This is a genomic window from Duganella sp. S19_KUP01_CR8, from assembly GCF_036688705.1.
Taxonomy (GTDB): domain Bacteria; phylum Pseudomonadota; class Gammaproteobacteria; order Burkholderiales; family Burkholderiaceae_D; genus Rugamonas.
Genome location: NZ_JAQQPR010000001.1, coordinates 407613 through 426359, shown reverse-complemented (window position 1 = coordinate 426359; position 18747 = coordinate 407613). Strand labels below are relative to the sequence as shown.

Genomic DNA, 18747 nt, shown 5'->3' with positions numbered 1-18747 from the left:
AATGACGAGTTATGCTCATAAATCACACTGTCGTGGCGAGCGCGGCGCGCACCGGCCACGATTGCCACAACCACAGCAGTTCAGACAGTCCCAGCAAAATCAGCAGCGCCAGCACGAACATCAGGCCGCTGCGATTGAACTTGGGCAGGCGCCGCGCCGCCAGGTGCGACAGCGTGCTGGCATACGCCTGCTCGGACAGCGTGCGGTCGCGCCCCTGCAGATCGGCCGGCCGCAGATACACAAACTGGAACAGCTCGCGCCGGTACTCGGCGATCTTGTCCTGCTTCTGGCCGCGATACCGGCCCTGGAAGCCCAGCGACAACAAATACAGGTAGAGCCGGCCGACGTTGCGGCGCGACGCCTCGCGCTCGCGCAGCAACTGGTCCAGGTCGTCGAACACGCGCTCGCCGGCAAAGCTGGACTTGAACAGCGTGGTCTCGATCAGCACATGGCGCCAGTGATTGCGTCCGGCCCATTCGGTGTTGAGCAGCACCTCGTCGGCCAGCGCCGCCTTCAGGAAGCGGCCTTGCGCCTCGGCCTCCATGCCGGCCTTGCCGACGATGCGGCGCGCCTCCAGCGACTGCAGCTCGATCAGCTGGCACAGCTGGCGGCTGAGCGCCTCGGCGGCCGACTTGGCCTCGCCCTCGCCCACCCGCGTGGCCGCCTGCGCCGAGCGCGACAGCACGTCATAGAAATCGCGGAACTGCACCGAGGCCAGGTCCACGCCCTCGCTGACCGCGCCGCTCCAGGCCGGCGCCGGCGAGGAACTACTTGCACTGTTAGATAGCATGCTCACGGCATCATCCCTTTATGAACAACACCACTTCCTGCGGGCGCTGCGCCAGCAGGCTTTCATTGGCGTTGCTGATCACTAAAGCCTGATCGGCCACGATGAATTCGTCCGACACCTCCACGCTGAACAGGGTGTAGCCGGCGCTGGCGCGCAGGCCCAGCTCGGGCGCGGCGTCGATGCGGGTGCGCGGCGCGCCCAGCACGCGGCGGTCGGTCAGCGAGGTCCACACCGTCTGCGAGCCGATCACCGCGCCCGCCATCCATTGCGTGGCCTCGCGGTCCGGCTGGCCGCGCAGGCCGATCACCAGCCGCGCGCCCAGCCAGTCGGCCTGCATCGCCAGCGAGAACGCCTGGCCGTCGTAGTTGAACACGCAGGTCTTCCATTCCTGGCTGACCTCGCCCACCAGGTCGGTCAGCGCGCTCAGCACGGCGTCGAAGGCCGGGCCGCAATCGGCATGGTCGTAGGCCGGCGGCATGATGGGCACGGCGCCGGGACGCAAGGTCGCCAGCGGCCCCAACTGCGCGCACAGCGCCAGGTACAGCGACAGCGGATGCACGACAGGATTGCGCAGCAAGGCTTCCAGCAGTGGCAGGTTCATGATCAGGCTGGCCAGGCGGGCCTTCTGCTCCAGCATATTGATACGGTCCTCGGTGCGCGACGACGGCTGCGCGGTCTGGCGCGCCAGGAACACCGCCTTGTTGCGCATGTGGGTGGCCAGCTGCTGCGCGCGCTGCAGCACGCTGGAGGCGGCCGGCAGGTCCAGCATCGCCGGCAGGAAGGCGCCGCGACGCACGATCTCGTTGCCCTTGTTGACCGTCATCAGCCGCAGCGCGGTGTAGGCGGCCGACGGCACCGGTCCGGCCGCCAGCGCCAGGTTGACCGCCATGCGCGGCACGTCGGCCGGCAGCGCCTGCGACACCTCGTCCTCCACCGTCGGACTCTCGATGCCGCGGAACATGGCCGGCTGGCCGGGCTGGCGCAGCGAGCGCGTGTTGCCCACCACCAGGTACACCGACAGATCCTGCTGCGCCATCGCCTCCGCCCACGGCGCCAGGTCCAGCTCCAGCGGCAAGCCTTGCGCCAGCGCGCTATCGTAGGTCACGGCCATGCCGTTGGGCAGGATCGCCTGCAGCTGCTGTATGCGCAGCAGGCCGGTGGTCAGAAGCGCCTCGTCGATGACGAGCTCGCGCACGCCCCAGCCGTAGGGATTGGTCGCCATCGACTGCCAGGCCAGCAGCGCGTCGAGGCGCGCGCCCTCCTGCTGAAAGTGCTGTGGCGTCAGCATCATGCCTTCGTGCCACTGGATGCGATGTGAAAGTTGAGGGTCGGTCATTGAGCGGCTTCCATAAACTTACTGTGCTGCGCCGGGCTTGGGCTCGCTCGCCACAAAGCCCTGCGCGTTGAGTTGCACCACATATCCCGAGGCGTTCAGCAGCAGGCGGGCGCGGTGCTCGCCGGCATTGGCGTAGCCGGCAAACACCAGCGCGGCCCAGGCTTTCTGGTCGCCCCACTTTTTATCGTTCAGCTTGATCGTTTGGGCCGGCACCAGCTCGTAGGGGTAGACCGTCAGCGCTTCCGGGAAGGTGCGCTGCAATTCGGCGCGCGAGGCGAACCATTTCGAGGCCGGCATGGTCAGCAGCGAATCGAGGACCGCCTGATCCTTGACCAGCACCACGTCCACCGCCACCGCGCTATTGCTGTTGGCGTCGTCGGCGGCGCGCAGGGTCAGCGCCTTCCAGCTGGGCGAAGCCATGCTGGGGCCGAACAGCGCGCGCGTGGCGCCGCAGCCCGCAAGCAAGCCTAGCAGCACAGCGAGCAGCACAAACAGCAGCGTGCCGCGGCGAGGAATCGAAGTCATCTTCAGTTGCATAAGTCAGTCTTCAAAAGGCCTTGCGCAGGCCATAGCCCACGCCGGCGCAAAACACTGTGAACAGAGCAATCAACAACAGGAACAACACGGACAGCGCTTGCTTGCGGGTGAAGACGAGCTTCAGCGTGGACGGATGCCACACTTCGGAATCTTGCTCGTTATTAATATACAGACCATCCGCTACCAAGGCAATCAGAGCCGATGATATAAGAAAGGAAAGTAAATTCCTCGGCCCCTCGCACAACACTTCGACCAGCATAAACACCGGCAGCACGGCCTCCAGCGGCAGGCCCAGCGAGGCCATCACGAAGCCGCCGAGCAGCACTGACTTCACTCCTGCAATGCCCACCGACCACAAGGCGGCGGCCCAGGACAGCGCGCAGATCAGGGCGATGTCGGCGGCGCTCAAGGCATGGTGGTACAGGTTGGCGATGAAGATCGCCAACACCGCGAAGAACATCGCCTCGCCGGCCTTGATGAACACCGGCGCGATCGGCGAGACCAGCTCCACCATGCCACGGCTGAAGCCCAGCCGCACGCTCATGCCCTGGATAAAGCCCGGCACCGCCGCCACCGCCACCGGCGAGAACAGGCAGACCGTGATCGGTTCGCGCAGCGCCATCAGCACCAGCCACGGCGACTTGTTCAACTTCCAGCAAATGATGGCGATGGCCGCCGCGCACACCGCGAAGGCGGCGGCAAGGAAGGTCGCCAGGAAGCTGCCCAGCAAGACGATGGCCTCGACCCCGGCGCTGGCGGTGGCGGCCGCCGCCAGCACGAAGGCGGCGGCCGGCAGCAAGGTGTTGAAGCGGTTCACCAGCGATTCCAGCGCGCGGTACATGCCCTCGAAGATGCCGCTGAGCTGGGCCGAACGATGCGGGTCCTGCACCGACACGGCGGCGCCAAAGCACAGCACGCCGATCAGCACCGACGGCAGCGAACCATAGGCCAGCACGCCGAAGAAATTCTCCGGCACCAGTGCGCCGATGTCCCACGATGCGGCGGCGTCGTCGGCGCCGCGCATGGTCATGGTGAATTGCGATTCCGAGCGCAGCGCCAGCTTGCCCAGCGCCGCCGTCTGCGCCGCCGACATGCCGGAACCGGCGCCGGCCAGGCTGGCCGCCAGCACGCCGACCACCGCGCACAGCAGCATGGCCAGCAGCGCCATGCCGGCCAGCCGCGCCAGCCGCACGCCGGCCCCCGGCTCCGACGGCAGGCGCTGCAAGCCGAAGTAGACCGCCAGGATCACGAACGGCAGCGCCGCCATCTGGATCAGCGACAGGTACAGCATCGACACCGCCGCCAGCAAGGGCGCGCTGCCGGGAAACAGCGTGCCGATCCAGCCGCCCAGCAGCATCGCGCCCAGCAGCGTGGCGGGATGCTGGAAGATATCCCTGATCTGGAACATGGCGGGTTTGGCGAGGGTCTGCATGGCCTGGCCTAGAGCTTGACGGGTTCGGCGCAGATGGTCGCCACGGCGGCGCAGCTGCCGATCACCGTGACCGCCGTGCGCGCCATGGCGCAGATCGGATCGACCGCGATCAGCAGGATGAAGGCGGCCTCGAACGGCAGCGTCAGGTAGCTGCAGATGGTGCCCACCAGCGACACCGTCACCACGCCCGCCATGCCGGCCGAGGCAAAGCCGGACAGCACCGACACCAGCACCAGCACGCCCAGGTCCAGCGGCGACATCGAGCGTCCATACAGCGCGGCGATGAACAGCGTGCTGCAGACGAAATACGCGACCGCCCCCACCCGCAGCAGCGAGATGCTCAGCGGCACCAGCAGCTCGACCCGCGCGCGCGCGAACTGCAACTGGTCGACCAGGCCGCTGACCATGGCCGGCATGCAGGTGGCGCTGTTGTTGGTGGCCACGCCGAGCGCGAACGGCTCGCGCATGGCCGCCAGCACGGCGCCGTAGGACACGCTGGCGCGGCGGCTGATCAGCACCATCGCCAGCGCCATCAGCACGCCGGACACCAGCAGGAACAGGATCACGAAGCCGGCCATCGCGGCGATCGGCTGCAGGCCGGTCTGCGCCACCTGGCTGGCCGCCATGCACACCAGCACGAACGGTATCGGCAGGTTGACCCAGCGCGTCAGCGTCTGGCAGGCGTGGTAGATGGTCTCCAGCGCCTGGTGCAAGCCGCCCGAGATGCGGCTCGGCACCTGGCCGGCGGCAAAGCCGAACAGCAACGCGAACACCAGCGCCTTCAGCGTTTCACCATTCGCCAGCGAGGCGAAGATGTTTTGCGGGATCAGCGATTGCAGCACATCCTTCAGATCGGTATGGTGCGGCGGCGCCTCCTCCGCGCGCAGCGCCATTTCGGTGTTGCTGCTCTCGCCGTCGGCACTGATGATCTTGCCCAGCGCGGCGCGGGTCTCGGCCGGCAGGTTGCCGCCCGGCCGCACCAGCAGCGAGCCCACCGTCGCCAGCACCGCCACGATCAGCGAGAAACTGATGAACACCACCACCACCCGCTTGAAGATGCGCGCCGCGCCGCCGTCGCGGTACAGGTTTTGCAGGCTGAAGATCACCGCCGAAATCATGAACGGCAGCACGATCATCTTCAGCAGGTCGACATAGACGACGCCCACCGCGCCCAAGTGCCGCGCCAGCGACGGCGCGGCCCAGCCCAGCAGCCCGCCGGCCAGCACGCAGCCGACCACCGTCCACGGGTTCAAAGCCCAGTGCTGGAAACGCTGCATGCCGGTTGGAGCGTCCACGTGGTTTCCTTATTTGATGGCTTTGAGCACGTCGCTGGCGGTGGGCTTTTCAGCCCGCTGCGCGATCAGCTCGTTGACGAAGGACAGCAGGGTCAGGTCGCGGATGCCGACCATGATGCTGAGCGGCGACTCCAGGTCGTTGAAGGTGACGGTGCGCAAGGTCAGCGCCAGGCCGGGGTCGTTGTTCACGATCTGCATCACTTCCAGCTCGTCGCGATAGGCCGCCACCACCTCGCCCTTCTTGGCGGCGTTGACGACGTCGGTCCAGGTCGGGTAGCTGACCAGCTTGGCCTTGGGGAAGTTGCGGCGGCCGAATTCCTCCCATGACGAATTGGCGATCACGCCGATGGTGCCGGTGAAGTGGCGTATCACCTGCGGCAGCGGCTGGTCGCCGGCCACCTCGGCGAAGCGGATGCGGTTGATCAGCAGCGCGTGCCCGAGCCGCATGTAGGCGACGGAAAAATGCACCGACTGGCCGCGCTTGAGCGTGCGCGCCAGGCGGCTGATGCCGAGGTCGGCCTGGCCGACCGCCACCGCTTCGGCCACGCCGTCGAAGGTTTTTGGGCTGCGGTCGAAACGCACCGGCACGCCCAGTTCCTTGCCGATCAATCTGGCGAGATCGACGTCGGTGCCGACCAGGTCGCCGTTCTTGACCGAGAAGAAAGGTGGATTGTCGGCCGCCAGCATGGCGATCACCAGCTCGCCGCGCGTGACGATGCGGGCGATCTCGGGCGCCAGCAGGCGGCCGTCGGCCACCTTGACCAGCGGCGAGCGGTCGGCTTCGGCGGCCGCGGAAGATGTTGCCGCGCGCGCCTTCGATCCACCCTGCGCCCACACCGAGTTGCACAGGCACAGCGCGCCCAGCAGCAAGACAAAATTTTTCAGGCGGCTCATTGCGCGGCCTTTTGCGCGGCGTTCACGCGCTCGGTCGCGGGCGCGGCGGCCGCGGCGGCGTCGCCGGTGATCTTGCCCTTCACCTGCTGGCGGGCGCGGTTCGCCGCGTTGTCGACCACGGCCGGCGCGGGACGCTCGGCCATGCTCAACCCAACCTGATAACCCAGGGCAAACAACAGCACCAGCAGCGCCACGCCGGAGAAGATGGCCAGCGCGATCAGGCGGGGAGTAAGGCTGAATCGGTATTCCATGGTGGCGGTCGCGGTGAGGGGTTCAAGGAATGGAAACGGTGGTCTGGCCCGGCGCGTTAATCTCGATCACGCCGCCCCACATGCACATCAGTTTCGACGAATTGTTCAGCGCCGGCATATTGCCGATCAGGACGGTCGGCGAGCCCGGCACCCACGGCGCGGTGGTGGCCGGGATGCACGGCATCGGCGTCAGCACGCCCAGGGCGGCAGCCGTGGCAGCCGCCACCATCGGGTTGGCCATCGACTGGCACATGCCGAACGGCAGGATGTTTACCATCGGCTTGTTGTCCATGATGTTGGCGTCGGGCACGGCGGTCAGCACGGCGTTGGCCGGCAGTACCATCAACGTGCCCGGCGCCACGCCGAACGAACATTTGAGCATCGCGCCCATGCAGACCTGTTGTCCCATCAAACGTCCTCCATCGTCATTCCCGCGCAGGCGGGAATCCATACGCCGCATGCTCGGAGGCTCAGCATGGATTCCCGCCTGCGCGGGAATGACAGGTATTTCGACGTTACCATCAGCTACCCCTCACCAGCTTTTGCAGCCGGTCCAGTATCGCGGGTGAGGCGGCGGCGTTGTCGGTGCGCTTGCCCTTGGGGTCGAAGCGCGCCGGCGAGCCGACCGGCTTGCCATCGCGGTAGATCACCTCTTCCATCAGCTCGCCATCCGGCCAGTAGCGGCGCAGCGGTCCATGCAGCAGGTTGGCGCGGTAGGTGCAGGTCTGCACCACGCCGCCCTGGGCGTCGTAGTCGGTGGACTCGCCGTCCATCAGGCCGGCCTTGTAGTGCGACTTGCGCACCCGCAGGCCTTCGAAGAAAAATTCCGCCGAGCCGTGGATCTGGCCGTCGAACATGTTCAGGCGCGCGGTCAGGTGGCCGGCCTCGTCGTAGGACAGCGACTGGCCGGCCGCCACGCCGTCCACCATCATCTGCCGCGCGACGCAGCGACCGTTGACGTAGGTTTCCATCAGGCCGTGCGCAATACCGTGCTGGAACTGCGATTGCTGCACCAGCTTGCCGTCCGGCGCGAACACCGCCATGGCGCCGTGCATCTTGCCCGCTTCAAAGTGGGTCTTCATCAAGGTGCGGCCCGCCTCGCTGAACTGTTCGAACGGGCCGTGCAGCACGCCGTCGCGCAGCCAGGCGCGTTGCAGCACCTGGCCGCCGTCTCCCTGGGTTTCGAACAGCTGCGGCGCGGCAGGCGGCGCGGCTTCTGCGGAGAGCGGTTCTGGTGGCAGATCGGTTTCGGTCGTCATGTCAGTTCACCTTGGCCATGGCGCCCTTGAGGGTCAGCATCGCGCCGGCCTCCACGGTCTGGGTTGCATCGGCCTTGCTGTTGATGACAGGCGCCTTGTTGTCCATCTGTACGCCCGCCTGGTTGGTCATATTCGTGCCGGCCTTGTTGGTCAGCTCGGTGCCGGACTGGTTGGTCAGAGCAGTACCCGCCTTGGCCGTCAGCGCGGTGCCGGCCGTGATGCCGTAGGTGGTGCCGGATTCCTCGGTCACCGCCGCGCTGGACTTGATGCTGATGTCGCCCGTCACCGTGATGGTCAGCTTGCCATCGATGGTCAGCGCATAGTCGCCGGTCACCTTGTGGGTGAACTTGGCGGCGTTGGTATGCGTCTCGTCGCCGGTCACCGTCACCTCGCGCGTGCCCTTGACGTTGTGGGTCTCCTTGCCCTTCTGCACATCGACCGTGCGGTCGCCCTCTTGCAGCGTATGGATTTCCGCACCCTTCTTCACCGTCGTGGTCAGCGCGTTTTCGATCTCGGTCAGCATGTCCTTCTGCGCATGCATGTACAGCTCCTCGGAATCCTTCTTGTCCTCGAAGCGCAGCTCGTTGCCGGCCGCGCCCTGCTTGGACGACCAGGTGCGCATGATGGTCTGGGTCTGGTTGGCCGGTAGCTCGGCCGGCGTGGTGTTTTCGCCGTTGTAGACGCAGCCCGTCACCAGCGGCCGCTCGGGATCGCCGTTCAGGTAGGTGATCACCACCTCCTGCCCCACGCGCGGCAGGAACAGCGCGCCAAAGCCCTTGCCCGCCACCGACTGCGCCACCCGCATCCAGGTCGAGCTCTTGTCGTCCTTGGCGCCGTCGCGGTCCCATGGGAACTGCACCTTGATGCGGCCGTACTTGTCGGTCCAGATTTCCTCGCCGCTGGGGCCGACCACCAGCGCCGTCTCGCAGCCCACCGCGCGCGGACGGGCCGTCTGCACCGGCGGACGGAACGGCACTGTCACCGGAAACGCCTCGAAGGAATTGGTGTACATGTCGTCGCGCGCCGTGTGGTGCACGCGGCGCAGCACGAAGGCGGCGTTGAGCGCATCGACGAAATGCTCGGACAACGTGAACTTGGCGCCGGCGCTGAACGGGTAGCAAAAGCTGTCGCCGCGCAGTACTTCGGCGTTGACCTGGCTGGCCTCCACCCGCAACTGGGCGATCGCCGTGGCGGCCGCCGCCGCCAGGTGGCCGGTGGCGAACTCGTACACCGCGCCGCTGCCGCCGGCGGCCGAATGCGTGCCTTCCAGCGAGGTGCTGGGATTGATGAAGTCGTAGTCGTTGACGGTGGCCTTCTTCACCGCGATGGTGTTCTCGTGGGCGAAGCGCGACACCGTGTCGATGGCGTTGTTCATGCCGGTGCGCGGGAAGAAGCGCACCGCCGCCGCGCCGGCGCAATCGGCAAAGTTGGACGAGGCGTCGCCCAGCACCATCGTATGCGCGCTGCTGCTGAAGGTGAAGAAATAGAAGATGCCGGCCTGCTCCATCAAGCGGCAGATGAAGTCGAACGCGGTTTCGTCGTACTGCACGATGTAGTCGACCGGGTCGTAGGTCTGGGTCAGCTTGTCGTCGAAGGTGATGCTGAAGGCGCCCAGCACGGCCTTGATGATGTCCGCCACCGACTTGGCCTGGTAGATCTTGCGGTCGCGCGACAGGGTCAGCAGCCACAGCATCGGCACCACCTCGGCCTCGTAAGTGGCGAAGTCCTGGTCGAAGCCGCTCTGGATGAAGCGCGACACCATGCCGCTGATATAGCGCTTGGTGCCGCCGGTGACGTCCAGCGTCACCGTCATGGTCTTGCCGACCACGGTGGCCGCGCTCAGGCTGGTGCTGCCGGAACGCATGTGCAGGTTGAACTTGAACAGTTCCGAAATCCCCTCGCTGCCTTCGACCGCGTCCAACAGCAGGTCGTTGTCGCCGAACGGCGAGGACACGCTCAGCAGGCCGCCGGGCTGTTCGAAGCCGGTCCTCATGGCTGGCCTCGCAGCGGATGGTCGCGGAAGGCGTAGGCGAAGTGCTCATCGGCGCCCACGCTCATGTGGATGGCGGTGAAGGGCTTGAGCATGGACATGCGTTCCAGCACCAGCGACGACAGCAACGGCAGCACGGTCTGCGTCAGGATGAAATCGATGTTGCGGGCGCCGCTGTCGACCTCGGTGCAACGGGCGGTGATCACCTCGGTCACGCGGTCGTCCCAGGTAAAGCGGGCGTTGTGGTTCTCGGCAAAGCGCGCCGCCAGCTTGGCCAGCTTGAGGTCGACGATGTTGCTGATCTGCTCGTCGCCCAGCGGGTAGTACGGCACCAGCACCAGCCGCCCCAAGAAGGCCGGACTGAACTGGCGCAGCAGGGCCGGCCGCAGTTGCTCGATCAGCTCGGTCGCATCGGGCCGCTTGCCGTTGGCGCAGGCTTGCGTGATGACGTCCTGCGCCGCGTTCGAGGTCAGCAGGATCAGGGTGTTCTTGAAGTCGATGGTGATGCCTTCGCCGTCTTCCATCGTGCCCTTGTCGAACACCTGGAAGAACAGCTCCAGCACGTCCGGGTGGGCTTTTTCCATTTCGTCCAGCAGCACCACGCAATACGGGCGGCGGCGCACGGCCTCGGTCAGCACGCCGCCCTTGCCATAGCCGACGTAGCCGGGGGGCGCGCCCTTCAGGCTGGAGATCGAATGCGCTTCCTGGAACTCCGACATATTGATCGTGACCATATTGCGTTCGCCGCCGTACAGCATGTCGGCCAGCGCGAACGCGGTCTCGGTCTTGCCGACGCCGCTGGGGCCGACCAGCAGGAACACGCCGACCGGCTTGCTCGGATCGTCCAGCTCGGCGCGGAAGGTGCGCACGCGGCGGGCGATGGCGTCCAGCGCCTGCGGCTGGCCGACCACGCGGTCTTCCAGCCGTTCCTTCAATTGCAGCACAGTGTGGATTTCATCGGCCAGCATCTTGCCGACCGGGATGCCGGTCCAGCCGGAGATGACGCCGGCGACGATCTTTGAATCGACGCACACCGGCACCAGCGGCTCGTCGTCCTGGATCGCCTCCAGGCCTTTTTGCAGGCGCTGCAACTGGTCGCCGCGCGAGATGCGCTCCTCGTCGTCGAGCGAAGCGTGGTCGTCGGCGGCTGCAGCGATTTCGCGCCGCAGCACCAGGATTTCCTCGACGGCGCGGCGCTCCTCGGCCAGCTTCTCTATCAGCCGTTCCTGACGCGCCTGCAGCAGCGCCTGCTGGATCTCCATCTTGGCGATGACGGCGGCCCGGTCCTCGCCGCGCGCGTGCTGCTGGCGGGCGATGCGCAACTCTTCGCTGTTGAGGACGATGTCGTGTTCCAGCGCCTCCAGCTGCTGCGGCGCGCCGGCCTGGCCGATGGCGACGCGGGCGCAGGCCGTGTCCAACACGCTGATGGCCTTGTCCGGCAACTGGCGGCCGGAGATGTAGCGGTGCGACAGGCGCACGGCGTCGGTCACGGCTTCGTCGAGGATCTCGACGCCGTGGTGTTTTTCCAAGGTGGCGACCATGCCGCGCAACATGCCGATGGCGGCGTCGGTGGTCGGCTCTTCCACCTTGACGACCTGGAAGCGGCGCGCCAGCGCCGGATCGCGTTCGACGTATTTCTTGTACTCGGCCCAGGTGGTGGCGGCGATGGTGCGCAGTTCGCCGCGCGCCAACGCCGGCTTGAGCAGGTTGGCGGCGTCGCCCTGCCCTTCGCTGCCGCCAGCGCCGATCAGCTGGTGCGCTTCGTCGATGAACAGGATAATGGGCGTGGCCGAGGCGCGCACCTCGGCAATCACCGATTTGAGGCGATTTTCAAATTCGCCCTTGATGCCGGCGCCCGCTTGCAACAGCGCCAGGTCCAGCGTGCGCACCACCACATTGGCCAGCGACGGCGGCACCGCGCCGGCGGCGATGCGCTGGGCAAAGCCTTCCACCACGGCGGTCTTGCCGACGCCGGCCTCGCCGGTCAGGATGGGATTGTTCTGGCGGCGGCGCAACAGGATGTCGATGATCTGGCGGATCTCGGCGTCGCGGCCACGGATGGGATCGATGCGGCCCGCGCGCGCCAGTGCCGTCATGTCCACCGTGTACTGGTCCAGCGACGGCGTGGCGCCGCCGGCGCTTTGCGGCGTCGGCATCGTGCCCGTCTGTGCACTATTCTGCGCGGCCGGCGCGGCGGACGGCGCGCCGGTGACGCCGCCATCCTCGGACGAAGCGCTCAGTAGCGACGGCAGCTCCTGCTTCAACTGGTCGCGCGGGATTTTCAGCAGTTCGGGCGCGCTCTCGATCAGCATGCCGCGCAGGCTGTCCACTTCCAGCATCGCCAGCAGCACGGTGCCGGAGCGCACCTGCTGGCTGCCCAGCAGCATCGAGCTCAGCAGCCATGCCTCCTGGAACAACGGTATGAAGTGCGGCGACAGGGCCGGCGTGCGGCCGTTGCCGCGCTTGAAGCCATCCATGCTGCGCTGCAGCTGCGCCGTCACCGCGCTCTCGCCTATGCCGAAGCGTTGCAGCACCACCACAAAATCCGGCGCCCGCTCTTCCAGCAAGGTGAACAGCAAATGCTCCAGCTCGACGTTGTACTGCGTTTGCTTCACGCACAGCTCGGCCGCATGCCCCATCGCCCGCTTGCATTCGGGGTTGAGCTTGGACAGCAAGGTGCGGATATCGATTTCCATGCCGTTCAATCCTCTTCCGTCGACAGCAGGAAGTTCGCCGGCTGGTGCGGCGCGCTCGAAGGTCCTGGGCTGCACAGCCAGGTGCTCAGCCCCAGGCGCGGCGGCAAATCGCCACTGGCGCTCAAGCGCGTTGCCGGCTGCCCCGCCAGGTCCAGCCGCAGCCGCACCTGGATGTCGCGTTGCAGATGGCGCGCCACCAGCCATCCCAGCAGGGAGTTGTTTTTTGCGCCGGGCAGCAAGGCGGCAAACTGCGCCGGTTGCAGCGGCGGCGCGTCCAGCGCCATGCCGGCGCCCTGGTCCCACGCGCGCGCGCCCAGGCTGGCGCCCATGCCCAGCCGCGCCGTCATCGGCGCCGGCTTGCCGGGATCGTGCAGCTTGGCGCGGTCGCACAGCGCCAGCGCATGCCAGCCGCCGACAAACTGCTTGCCGCTGAAATGCACGCCCATGCGGTCCCGCACCACGGCCAGCAGCGACACCATCGAGCGCGGCGCCGCGCCCTGCAAGCCCGCGTGGCGCAGCCAGGCTTGCTGGCCGTCCGGCCCGCGCACGCCTTCGGCCCGGCCCAGGCTGGACAAGGCATCCAGGCTGCGCACGATGGGCGCGTGGTTGATGCTGTCCGTGCTCAGCGCCAGGTGGTGCTTGCGGCGGCTGCGGTACAGGAAGCCCAGCAGCCGCTGGTTGAAAATATCCAGGAAATCCAGCCCCGACATGTCGCGCACGCGGCGGCGTTCCATCAGCAGCTCGGTGAACGGCATCGGCAGCGGGCCTTGCGAGCCTGCCAGCGTCAGCACCGGCGTCTTCAGCGTCAACGGCGGACCGGGCTGTTTGCTTTCGTTCAGGCCGCTGACGTCGCTCGGCGCGAACGCCAGGTCCACCTGGGCCGACAGCCGCAACGCCTCATCCATGCCGACCGAGGTGCCGACGTGCGCGCGCGCAGGTTCGCTGCGCTCCAGGATGCTGATCGCCTGGAACAGATCGAAGGCATGCGGGTCGTCCCGCAATAGCGTCATCAGATCAGGCATTGGCGTCCACTCATGGCAGGCCACTGCATCCACGGTTCGCCGCCGCGCGTGACGGCCAGGCGGACGAAGGAATTAGCGGAGGTGTACAAGGCAAAGAACCGCGACAACACGCCGGCCAGCACCAGCGGCGAGGTGCCGACGAAGGCGTCGGCGTCGAACTCCAGCACGATGTCGGTGCCTCGGCAGTGGCCGCGCCAGGTATCGGTGCCCAGGCGCGCGGTGGCCACCGAGGCCGCCATGCTCTTGACGCCGCGCACCTGCGCCTGGTCGCGCGCGCTGTCGCCGGCGAACAACATCAGCATCTGCTGCAAGGTGTGGACGCCGGTGGTGCCGTCCACCAGCGAGCGGTGGTTCAGGCGCAGCAAGGCCACCAGCGACCACAAGGCCTTGGCTTCCATCACCGGCGGCCGCTGGGCGCTGGGCTGGTACAACGCGCGGATGTCGGTCGAGGTGGAAATGCCTTCGCCGTAGAAACGGGTGCCGGGAGCGATCTGCTCGGCCAGGCCGCGGTTGGTGCACAGCAGTTGCGCATACACCACCGGCTCGTCCGGTGTGCTGTGGACGTCGGTGCGGTCGACAAAGCTCAGGTAGACGTCGGTGCCGGTGATGCCCTTGCGCATGCTCACCTCGCGCCGCAGCGACCAGAACACCTTGGCGTCCTCGGCGTCGGCCGCCGATTCGGCGAACACGCTGGGGATGATGCTGGGCCGCTCGGCGCGCGGATCGGAGGCGGTGACCGAGACCACCGAATGCACTTCCATCACCGCCTCGCGCTGGTAGTCCGGCACCAGGATGTATTCGTAGTGGCGGCGATGCAGGCGGATCGGCTCGCTGGTGACGGGGAACAGGTTGACAGCGGGCACGCAGCCGAGCAGGAAGTTGTCGGCGCTCAGCTGCGACAACACGCGCGCGCTGCGGTTGAACACGAAGCGCAGCGAGAAGCCCTCGCCCTGCCCCAGCAAGCCGCGCAGGCCGCTGAGGTCGAAGAACTGGAACTTGCGCGGAAAGGCGAAGTATTCCTGCAACAGCGCATAGGCCGGATGGGCGTGCGCCGGTTGCGCCAGGATCGCTTCGTTTTCGTCGAAGCCCACTTCGCTCAGGCTGTTGGGGCCGAGGCGGTGCAGCTGGCCGCCGCCGGCCAGCAGCTCGATACGCTCCAGGCCGCTGATCAGCAGTTCGTGCAGCGGCATGGTCGTCATCAGGTCGCCGGACAGGTGCAGGCGCAGGCGATCCAGTTCCAGCTCCGAGACGTCGAGGCCGGTGTCGCAGCGCAGGTCGAGGCGCAGGGTGCGCGTGTCTTCCATCTTGATGGCCGCCACTTTCAACGGCCACAGCGTGGTGTTCCACGCCACCTGGAAGCGGCAGTTCTCGCCGCTGGCGGCGGTGGTCGACAACATGGCGCCGCGCGCCACCGGCATGCCGGCCATCACCTTGCCTTGCGAGGAGTCCAGCTTCATCTGCACCACCGTCATGGCCGGCACCGGCTGCGTCAGGCTCGGGCACAGGTTGTCCAGCATGGCGCCGGCGATGGTGGGGAAATCGCGGTCGAGGTCGCGGTGCACGCGGGCCGTCAGGAAGGCCACCGATTCGATCAGGCGTTCGGTGTGCGGATCGGCCGATTCACCGCCGCTCAGCACCAGCCGCTGCGCCACCTTGGGATAGCGCGTGGCGAAGTCGGCCGACTGGGTGCGCAGGTAGGACAGCTCGCGCCGGTAGTATTCCAGGATGTCGTCGCTCACGGCATGGCCTCCCGCTGCCCGACCGTCATGCGGCCGCCTGCATCGCGGCGGAACGGGCATCGAGCGCGACGTCGAAATTGACCCGGCACAGCTGCTGCCCCAGCAGCACCACGGCGGCGATCGCGGCGCGCGCGGCAAAGGGCTTGGCCGGATCGGCGGTCACGTCCACTTTGACGTGCGACAGCCGCGGTTCGTACAGCGCCAGGCTGCGCTCCAGCACCTGCGACCAGACGAACAGGTCCTGGTCCGATTGCGGCGACAGGCCCAGCATATCGGGCAGGCCGTAGTCGAGCACGGTGGGATCGCCTTCCAGATATTCGCGGATGGTCAAGGCATTGCGCACGTTGAACAAGCGCATCAGGTCCAGTTGCAGCGAGTGCTGCAAACCGCCGCCATCGAGCAACCGGCCGTCCGGCGAGGCGTGCAGCACGCCGGTCAACCGGTCAAACATGGGCACAAGCGACGCCGTGATGGCTTTAGACATAGTTTCTCAACGATACGGAAAGAGACACGAGGCCCCGCCCCCGTCATTCCCGCGCAGGCGGGAATCCATAGAACGCCAGCTGAGCCTATGGTGCATGGATTCCCGCCTGCGCGGGAATGACGGCGCGGCGTACCCGGGCATCAATCCGCTTTCATCGTCTCCAGGTTCCAGTTCCAGGTGCCGGTGCCCTTCGCGGTCGAGTCCGACTGCTGCTGGGTGTAGTCGCACTTGATCTTGGTGAAGCTGATCGAGAACGAGTCCGATGGAATGCCGCCGCCGCCGGAGGTGCTGATGTTCGAGATCATGGCGTTGGTCATTTCGTACGTGAAGAAATTCATGTACTTGCCGTTTTCCACGCGCCCCACGTGCAGCTTGGCGACGCCGATCTTGGTGCCCTGGGTACAGGCCTTGTACATTTCCGTGGTCGACAGGTCAGACATTTTCGAGAACGAAATCTCGGAAAACACCGGACGGCCGGAGGTACGCTCGGTGTTCGAAGCGTCCATTTGCAGCGGCATCGAGGCGCTGTGCGAATACGACAGCACGATCACCTTGTCGGCATAGCCGGTCACCATGCAGTTGCCTTTGATGGTGGTGCCCAAATCCAAAATGAGTACGTCAGACATTGCTGGCTCCAAATTTTATGGGCCCACCCGGCGGCTGCGCCGGATGGGCGGGGACATCAGTGTGTGTGGACTGGCATCAACCGACGGCGGCCGGCAGTTCGGCCACCAGGCGGATCGACGTGGTCAGCTCCTCCATCTGGAAGTGCGGCTTCAGGAACACGGTGGCGGAGTACGCGCCCGGCTTGCCCGGCTTCTCGGTCACGTCGACCCGGCCTTCGGCCAGCGGGAAGCGGGCCTTCTCGCCCTGCGTCGCGTTCGGGCTCAGCAGCACGTAGCCGCTCAGCCACGAGTTCAGGTAGTTCTCCACGCTCTGGCGGGTCTGGAAGCTGCCGACCTTGTCGCGCATGATGACCTTGATGTAGTGCGCGAAGCGCGAGGCCGCCAGCACGTACGGCAGGCGCGACGACAGCGCCGCGTTGGCGTTGGCCGCATCCAGGTTGTAGAGCTTGGGCTTGTTGACGGTCTGGCCGCCGAAGAAGGCGGCAAAGTCCGAACCCTTGGAGTTGACCACGGCGATGAAGCCGAGGTCGTTGAGCTCCTTCTCGCGGCGGTCGGTGATCGCCACTTCGGTCGGGCACTTGAGCACGATGTCGCCTTCGTCGGTCTTGAAGGTGTGGGCGGTCATGCCCTCGATCTTGCCGCCGCCTTCGACGCCGCGGATCGCGGTGGTCCAGCTGTGCTTGGCGTAGGCGTCGGTGATGCGCAGGCCCAGCTGGTAGGCCGAGTTGGCCCACAGGTATTTGCTGTGGTCGCGGCCGTCGACGTCTTCCTCGAAGCTGAAGCTCTCCACCGGGTTGGTCTTGGCGCCGTATGGCAGGCGCGCGGAGTAGCGCGGCAGCACCATGGCGATGTAGCGCGAGTCTTCCGATTCGCGGAAGCCGCGCCACGAGGCCAGCTCGGCGCTTTCGAAGATCTTCGACATGTCGCGCGGCACGCCCAGCTCGGTGAACTCGGTCATGTCGAACAGCGACGGCGCGGCGGCCGTGATGAACGGCGCGTGCGCGGCGGCGGCCACCTTGGACAAGCGCTGCAGCAGCGCCACGTCCTGCGGGTGGCGGCCGAAGTAGTAGTCGCCGATCAGCACCGAATACGGGGCGCCGCCGAAGGTGCCGTACTCTTCTTCGTAGATTTTTTTGAACAGCACGCTCATGTCGTGGTCGACCGCGCCTTCGAGGTCTTTCAGCAGTTCTTTCTTCGACACGTTCAGCAGCCGCAGCTTGAGGGTGGTGCTGGTTTCGGTGCCGTACACCATGTCGTGCAGGCCGCGCCAGGAGCCTTCCAGTTTCTGGAATTCCTCGTGGTGCATGATGGCGTTGAGCTGGTCGCTGAGGATGCGGTCGATCTCGGCCACGCGCTCGTTGATCATTGCGACCACGCCCTTGTCGGGTGCGGTCTTCATGCCTTCGTCCAGCACCTGCGTGGCGAACTGGCCCAGCAGTTTTTTGGCGTAAGCGTTTTGCGACGGTTCGATCGCCATCTTGCCTTCCTGGACGATGCGGTCCAGTAAGCTCAGCTCGCCGGCGGATTCCGTCGACTTGGCGCCGCCCTTGGCGGATTGACTAGTAGCCATGATTTAGCTCTCTCTTAAACGATGAGGGGAAGCACGCGTGGGCGCGCTATCAGGATGGGGTCGCTTCTGCGTCCGCCGCCGGCGCCGCGTCGGCGGCCGGTTCCTGGTCCTTGAGTGTTTTCAGCTCTTGCGTGTTCTGGATGATGTTTTCCAGCAGCGCATCGAGCTCATCGTTGCCATCGAGTTTGCCGAGCAGGTCGCGCAGTTGTTGGCGCACTTCCAGCAGCTTGGCCAGGCGCGGCACTTGCGTGACGATGGATTCCGGATGGAAGTGGTCGAACTCGGTGAAGTTGAGTTCCACCTTGAGATTGCCTTCGCCCTTGAGGGTGTCCGGCACGGACAGGTCCAGGCGCGGGGCGATTTTGCCCATGACTTCGTTGAAGTTGTCGCGATCGATTTCGATCAGGCGTCGGGCCTTGAGCTTGGGCAGCGGCACCAACGGCTGGCCGGACAGGTCGGCCAGCAAGCCGACCACCAGGGGCAGCTCTTTTTTTTCAGTGGCGTCACCAATTTCGACGTCGTACGTGATTTGCACACGTGGGGGACGGTTGCGTCCTACCCATTTTTGTAAGCTATCTGACATTCACATCCTCACATTATGGTGACTAGCGGCCGACGATACATCTATTTCAAAAACAGGCGGACTGAGCACTAAGCTACTTCTCGTGTTACCACCATTTCGCGGAGCCGCAACGTAATTGATAGGTACAAAGATTTCCGATACTCAATTGATATTAAATGTAAATTCTTTAGCTCACAAGCTTTTTCAAAATTTGGCCCGTTATATTTTCGCCACGCGCTCAGATGACAAATTGGTGACAGCGTC

General features: G+C 66.0%; 17 protein-coding genes. All 17 read right to left on the bottom strand.

Annotated elements, in window-relative coordinates:
* Positions 1-22 precede the first annotated feature (22 nt).
* Positions 23-790, bottom strand: coding sequence for a DotU family type IV/VI secretion system protein (locus V6M89_RS01795; protein WP_332851563.1), 768 nt, complete (start codon positions 788-790; stop codon positions 23-25).
* A gap of 10 nt (positions 791-800) precedes the next feature.
* Positions 801-2126 carry a type VI secretion system baseplate subunit TssK gene (gene tssK, locus V6M89_RS01790; protein WP_332851543.1) on the bottom strand — a complete coding sequence of 442 codons (1326 nt, stop codon included), beginning with the start codon at positions 2124-2126 and terminating at the stop codon, positions 801-803.
* An 18-nt stretch (positions 2127-2144) separates the two neighbouring features.
* On the bottom strand, positions 2145-2651 hold the full coding sequence (locus V6M89_RS01785; RefSeq protein ID WP_332851542.1) for a hypothetical protein: 507 nt from the start codon (positions 2649-2651) through the stop codon (positions 2145-2147).
* A 22-nt stretch (positions 2652-2673) separates the two neighbouring features.
* Entirely contained in the window at positions 2674-4095 is a 1422-nt protein-coding gene (locus V6M89_RS01780) for a cation:dicarboxylate symporter family transporter (protein ID WP_332851541.1), read from the bottom strand.
* Between the two features lie 8 nt (positions 4096-4103).
* On the bottom strand, positions 4104-5390 hold the full coding sequence (locus V6M89_RS01775) for a dicarboxylate/amino acid:cation symporter (protein ID WP_332851540.1): 1287 nt from the start codon (positions 5388-5390) through the stop codon (positions 4104-4106).
* Between the two features lie 9 nt (positions 5391-5399).
* Entirely contained in the window at positions 5400-6284 is an 885-nt protein-coding gene (locus V6M89_RS01770) for a substrate-binding periplasmic protein (RefSeq protein ID WP_332851539.1), read from the bottom strand.
* The gene (locus V6M89_RS01765) at positions 6281-6535 is read right to left on the bottom strand and encodes a hypothetical protein (protein WP_332851538.1); all 255 of its coding nucleotides are present in this window, start codon (positions 6533-6535) and stop codon (positions 6281-6283) included. Before V6M89_RS01765 ends, V6M89_RS01770 begins: the two co-directional genes overlap by 4 nt.
* A 22-nt stretch (positions 6536-6557) precedes the next feature.
* A complete protein-coding gene (locus V6M89_RS01760; RefSeq protein ID WP_332851537.1) occupies positions 6558-6944 on the bottom strand; it encodes a DUF4280 domain-containing protein in 387 nt (128 codons plus the stop codon).
* 112 nt (positions 6945-7056) lie between these two features.
* The gene (locus tag V6M89_RS01755) at positions 7057-7794 is read right to left on the bottom strand and encodes a toxin-antitoxin system YwqK family antitoxin (RefSeq protein ID WP_332851536.1); all 738 of its coding nucleotides are present in this window, start codon (positions 7792-7794) and stop codon (positions 7057-7059) included.
* A gap of 1 nt (position 7795) precedes the next feature.
* On the bottom strand, positions 7796-9787 hold the full coding sequence (locus V6M89_RS01750) for a type VI secretion system Vgr family protein (protein WP_332851535.1): 1992 nt from the start codon (positions 9785-9787) through the stop codon (positions 7796-7798).
* Positions 9784-12480, bottom strand: coding sequence for a type VI secretion system ATPase TssH (tssH, locus tag V6M89_RS01745; RefSeq protein ID WP_332851534.1), 2697 nt, complete (start codon positions 12478-12480; stop codon positions 9784-9786). The genes V6M89_RS01750 and tssH overlap by 4 nt, the downstream gene beginning before the upstream one ends.
* Positions 12481-12485: 5 nt before the next feature.
* A complete protein-coding gene (tssG, locus tag V6M89_RS01740) occupies positions 12486-13502 on the bottom strand; it encodes a type VI secretion system baseplate subunit TssG (protein WP_332851533.1) in 1017 nt (338 codons plus the stop codon).
* On the bottom strand, positions 13490-15241 hold the full coding sequence (gene tssF, locus V6M89_RS01735) for a type VI secretion system baseplate subunit TssF (protein WP_332851532.1): 1752 nt from the start codon (positions 15239-15241) through the stop codon (positions 13490-13492). The genes tssG and tssF overlap by 13 nt, the downstream gene beginning before the upstream one ends.
* Before the next feature lie 25 nt (positions 15242-15266).
* Positions 15267-15725 (bottom strand): type VI secretion system baseplate subunit TssE, encoded by a 459-nt coding sequence (gene tssE, locus V6M89_RS01730; protein WP_332851531.1) that lies wholly within the window; start codon positions 15723-15725, stop codon positions 15267-15269.
* A gap of 140 nt (positions 15726-15865) precedes the next feature.
* On the bottom strand, positions 15866-16351 hold the full coding sequence (locus tag V6M89_RS01725; protein WP_116993407.1) for an Hcp family type VI secretion system effector: 486 nt from the start codon (positions 16349-16351) through the stop codon (positions 15866-15868).
* A gap of 76 nt (positions 16352-16427) precedes the next feature.
* The gene (gene tssC / locus V6M89_RS01720) at positions 16428-17921 is read right to left on the bottom strand and encodes a type VI secretion system contractile sheath large subunit (protein ID WP_332851530.1); all 1494 of its coding nucleotides are present in this window, start codon (positions 17919-17921) and stop codon (positions 16428-16430) included.
* A 49-nt stretch (positions 17922-17970) separates the two neighbouring features.
* Positions 17971-18504 carry a type VI secretion system contractile sheath small subunit gene (gene tssB, locus V6M89_RS01715; RefSeq protein ID WP_217945839.1) on the bottom strand — a complete coding sequence of 178 codons (534 nt, stop codon included), beginning with the start codon at positions 18502-18504 and terminating at the stop codon, positions 17971-17973.
* Between the last annotated feature and the right edge of the window lie 243 nt (positions 18505-18747).

Excerpts from the sequence above, each read along its gene's own strand:
- V6M89_RS01770 (WP_332851539.1), bottom strand. The coding sequence starts at position 6,284 with ATGAGCCGCCTGAAAAATTTTGTCTTGCTGCTGGGCGCGCTGTGCCTG.
- tssB (WP_217945839.1), bottom strand. The coding sequence starts at position 18,504 with ATGTCAGATAGCTTACAAAAATGGGTAGGACGCAACCGTCCCCCACGT.
- tssE (WP_332851531.1), bottom strand. The coding sequence starts at position 15,725 with ATGTCTAAAGCCATCACGGCGTCGCTTGTGCCCATGTTTGACCGGTTG.
- tssG (WP_332851533.1), bottom strand. The coding sequence starts at position 13,502 with ATGCCTGATCTGATGACGCTATTGCGGGACGACCCGCATGCCTTCGAT.
- V6M89_RS01755 (WP_332851536.1), bottom strand. The coding sequence starts at position 7,794 with ATGACGACCGAAACCGATCTGCCACCAGAACCGCTCTCCGCAGAAGCC.
- tssH (WP_332851534.1), bottom strand. The coding sequence starts at position 12,480 with ATGGAAATCGATATCCGCACCTTGCTGTCCAAGCTCAACCCCGAATGC.
- V6M89_RS01785 (WP_332851542.1), bottom strand. The coding sequence starts at position 2,651 with ATGACTTCGATTCCTCGCCGCGGCACGCTGCTGTTTGTGCTGCTCGCT.
- V6M89_RS01765 (WP_332851538.1), bottom strand. The coding sequence starts at position 6,535 with ATGGAATACCGATTCAGCCTTACTCCCCGCCTGATCGCGCTGGCCATC.
- V6M89_RS01760 (WP_332851537.1), bottom strand. The coding sequence starts at position 6,944 with ATGGGACAACAGGTCTGCATGGGCGCGATGCTCAAATGTTCGTTCGGC.
- V6M89_RS01725 (WP_116993407.1), bottom strand. The coding sequence starts at position 16,351 with ATGTCTGACGTACTCATTTTGGATTTGGGCACCACCATCAAAGGCAAC.
- tssK (WP_332851543.1), bottom strand. The coding sequence starts at position 2,126 with ATGACCGACCCTCAACTTTCACATCGCATCCAGTGGCACGAAGGCATG.
- V6M89_RS01780 (WP_332851541.1), bottom strand. The coding sequence starts at position 4,095 with ATGCAGACCCTCGCCAAACCCGCCATGTTCCAGATCAGGGATATCTTC.
- tssC (WP_332851530.1), bottom strand. The coding sequence starts at position 17,921 with ATGGCTACTAGTCAATCCGCCAAGGGCGGCGCCAAGTCGACGGAATCC.
- V6M89_RS01795 (WP_332851563.1), bottom strand. The coding sequence starts at position 790 with ATGCTATCTAACAGTGCAAGTAGTTCCTCGCCGGCGCCGGCCTGGAGC.
- V6M89_RS01750 (WP_332851535.1), bottom strand. The coding sequence starts at position 9,787 with ATGAGGACCGGCTTCGAACAGCCCGGCGGCCTGCTGAGCGTGTCCTCG.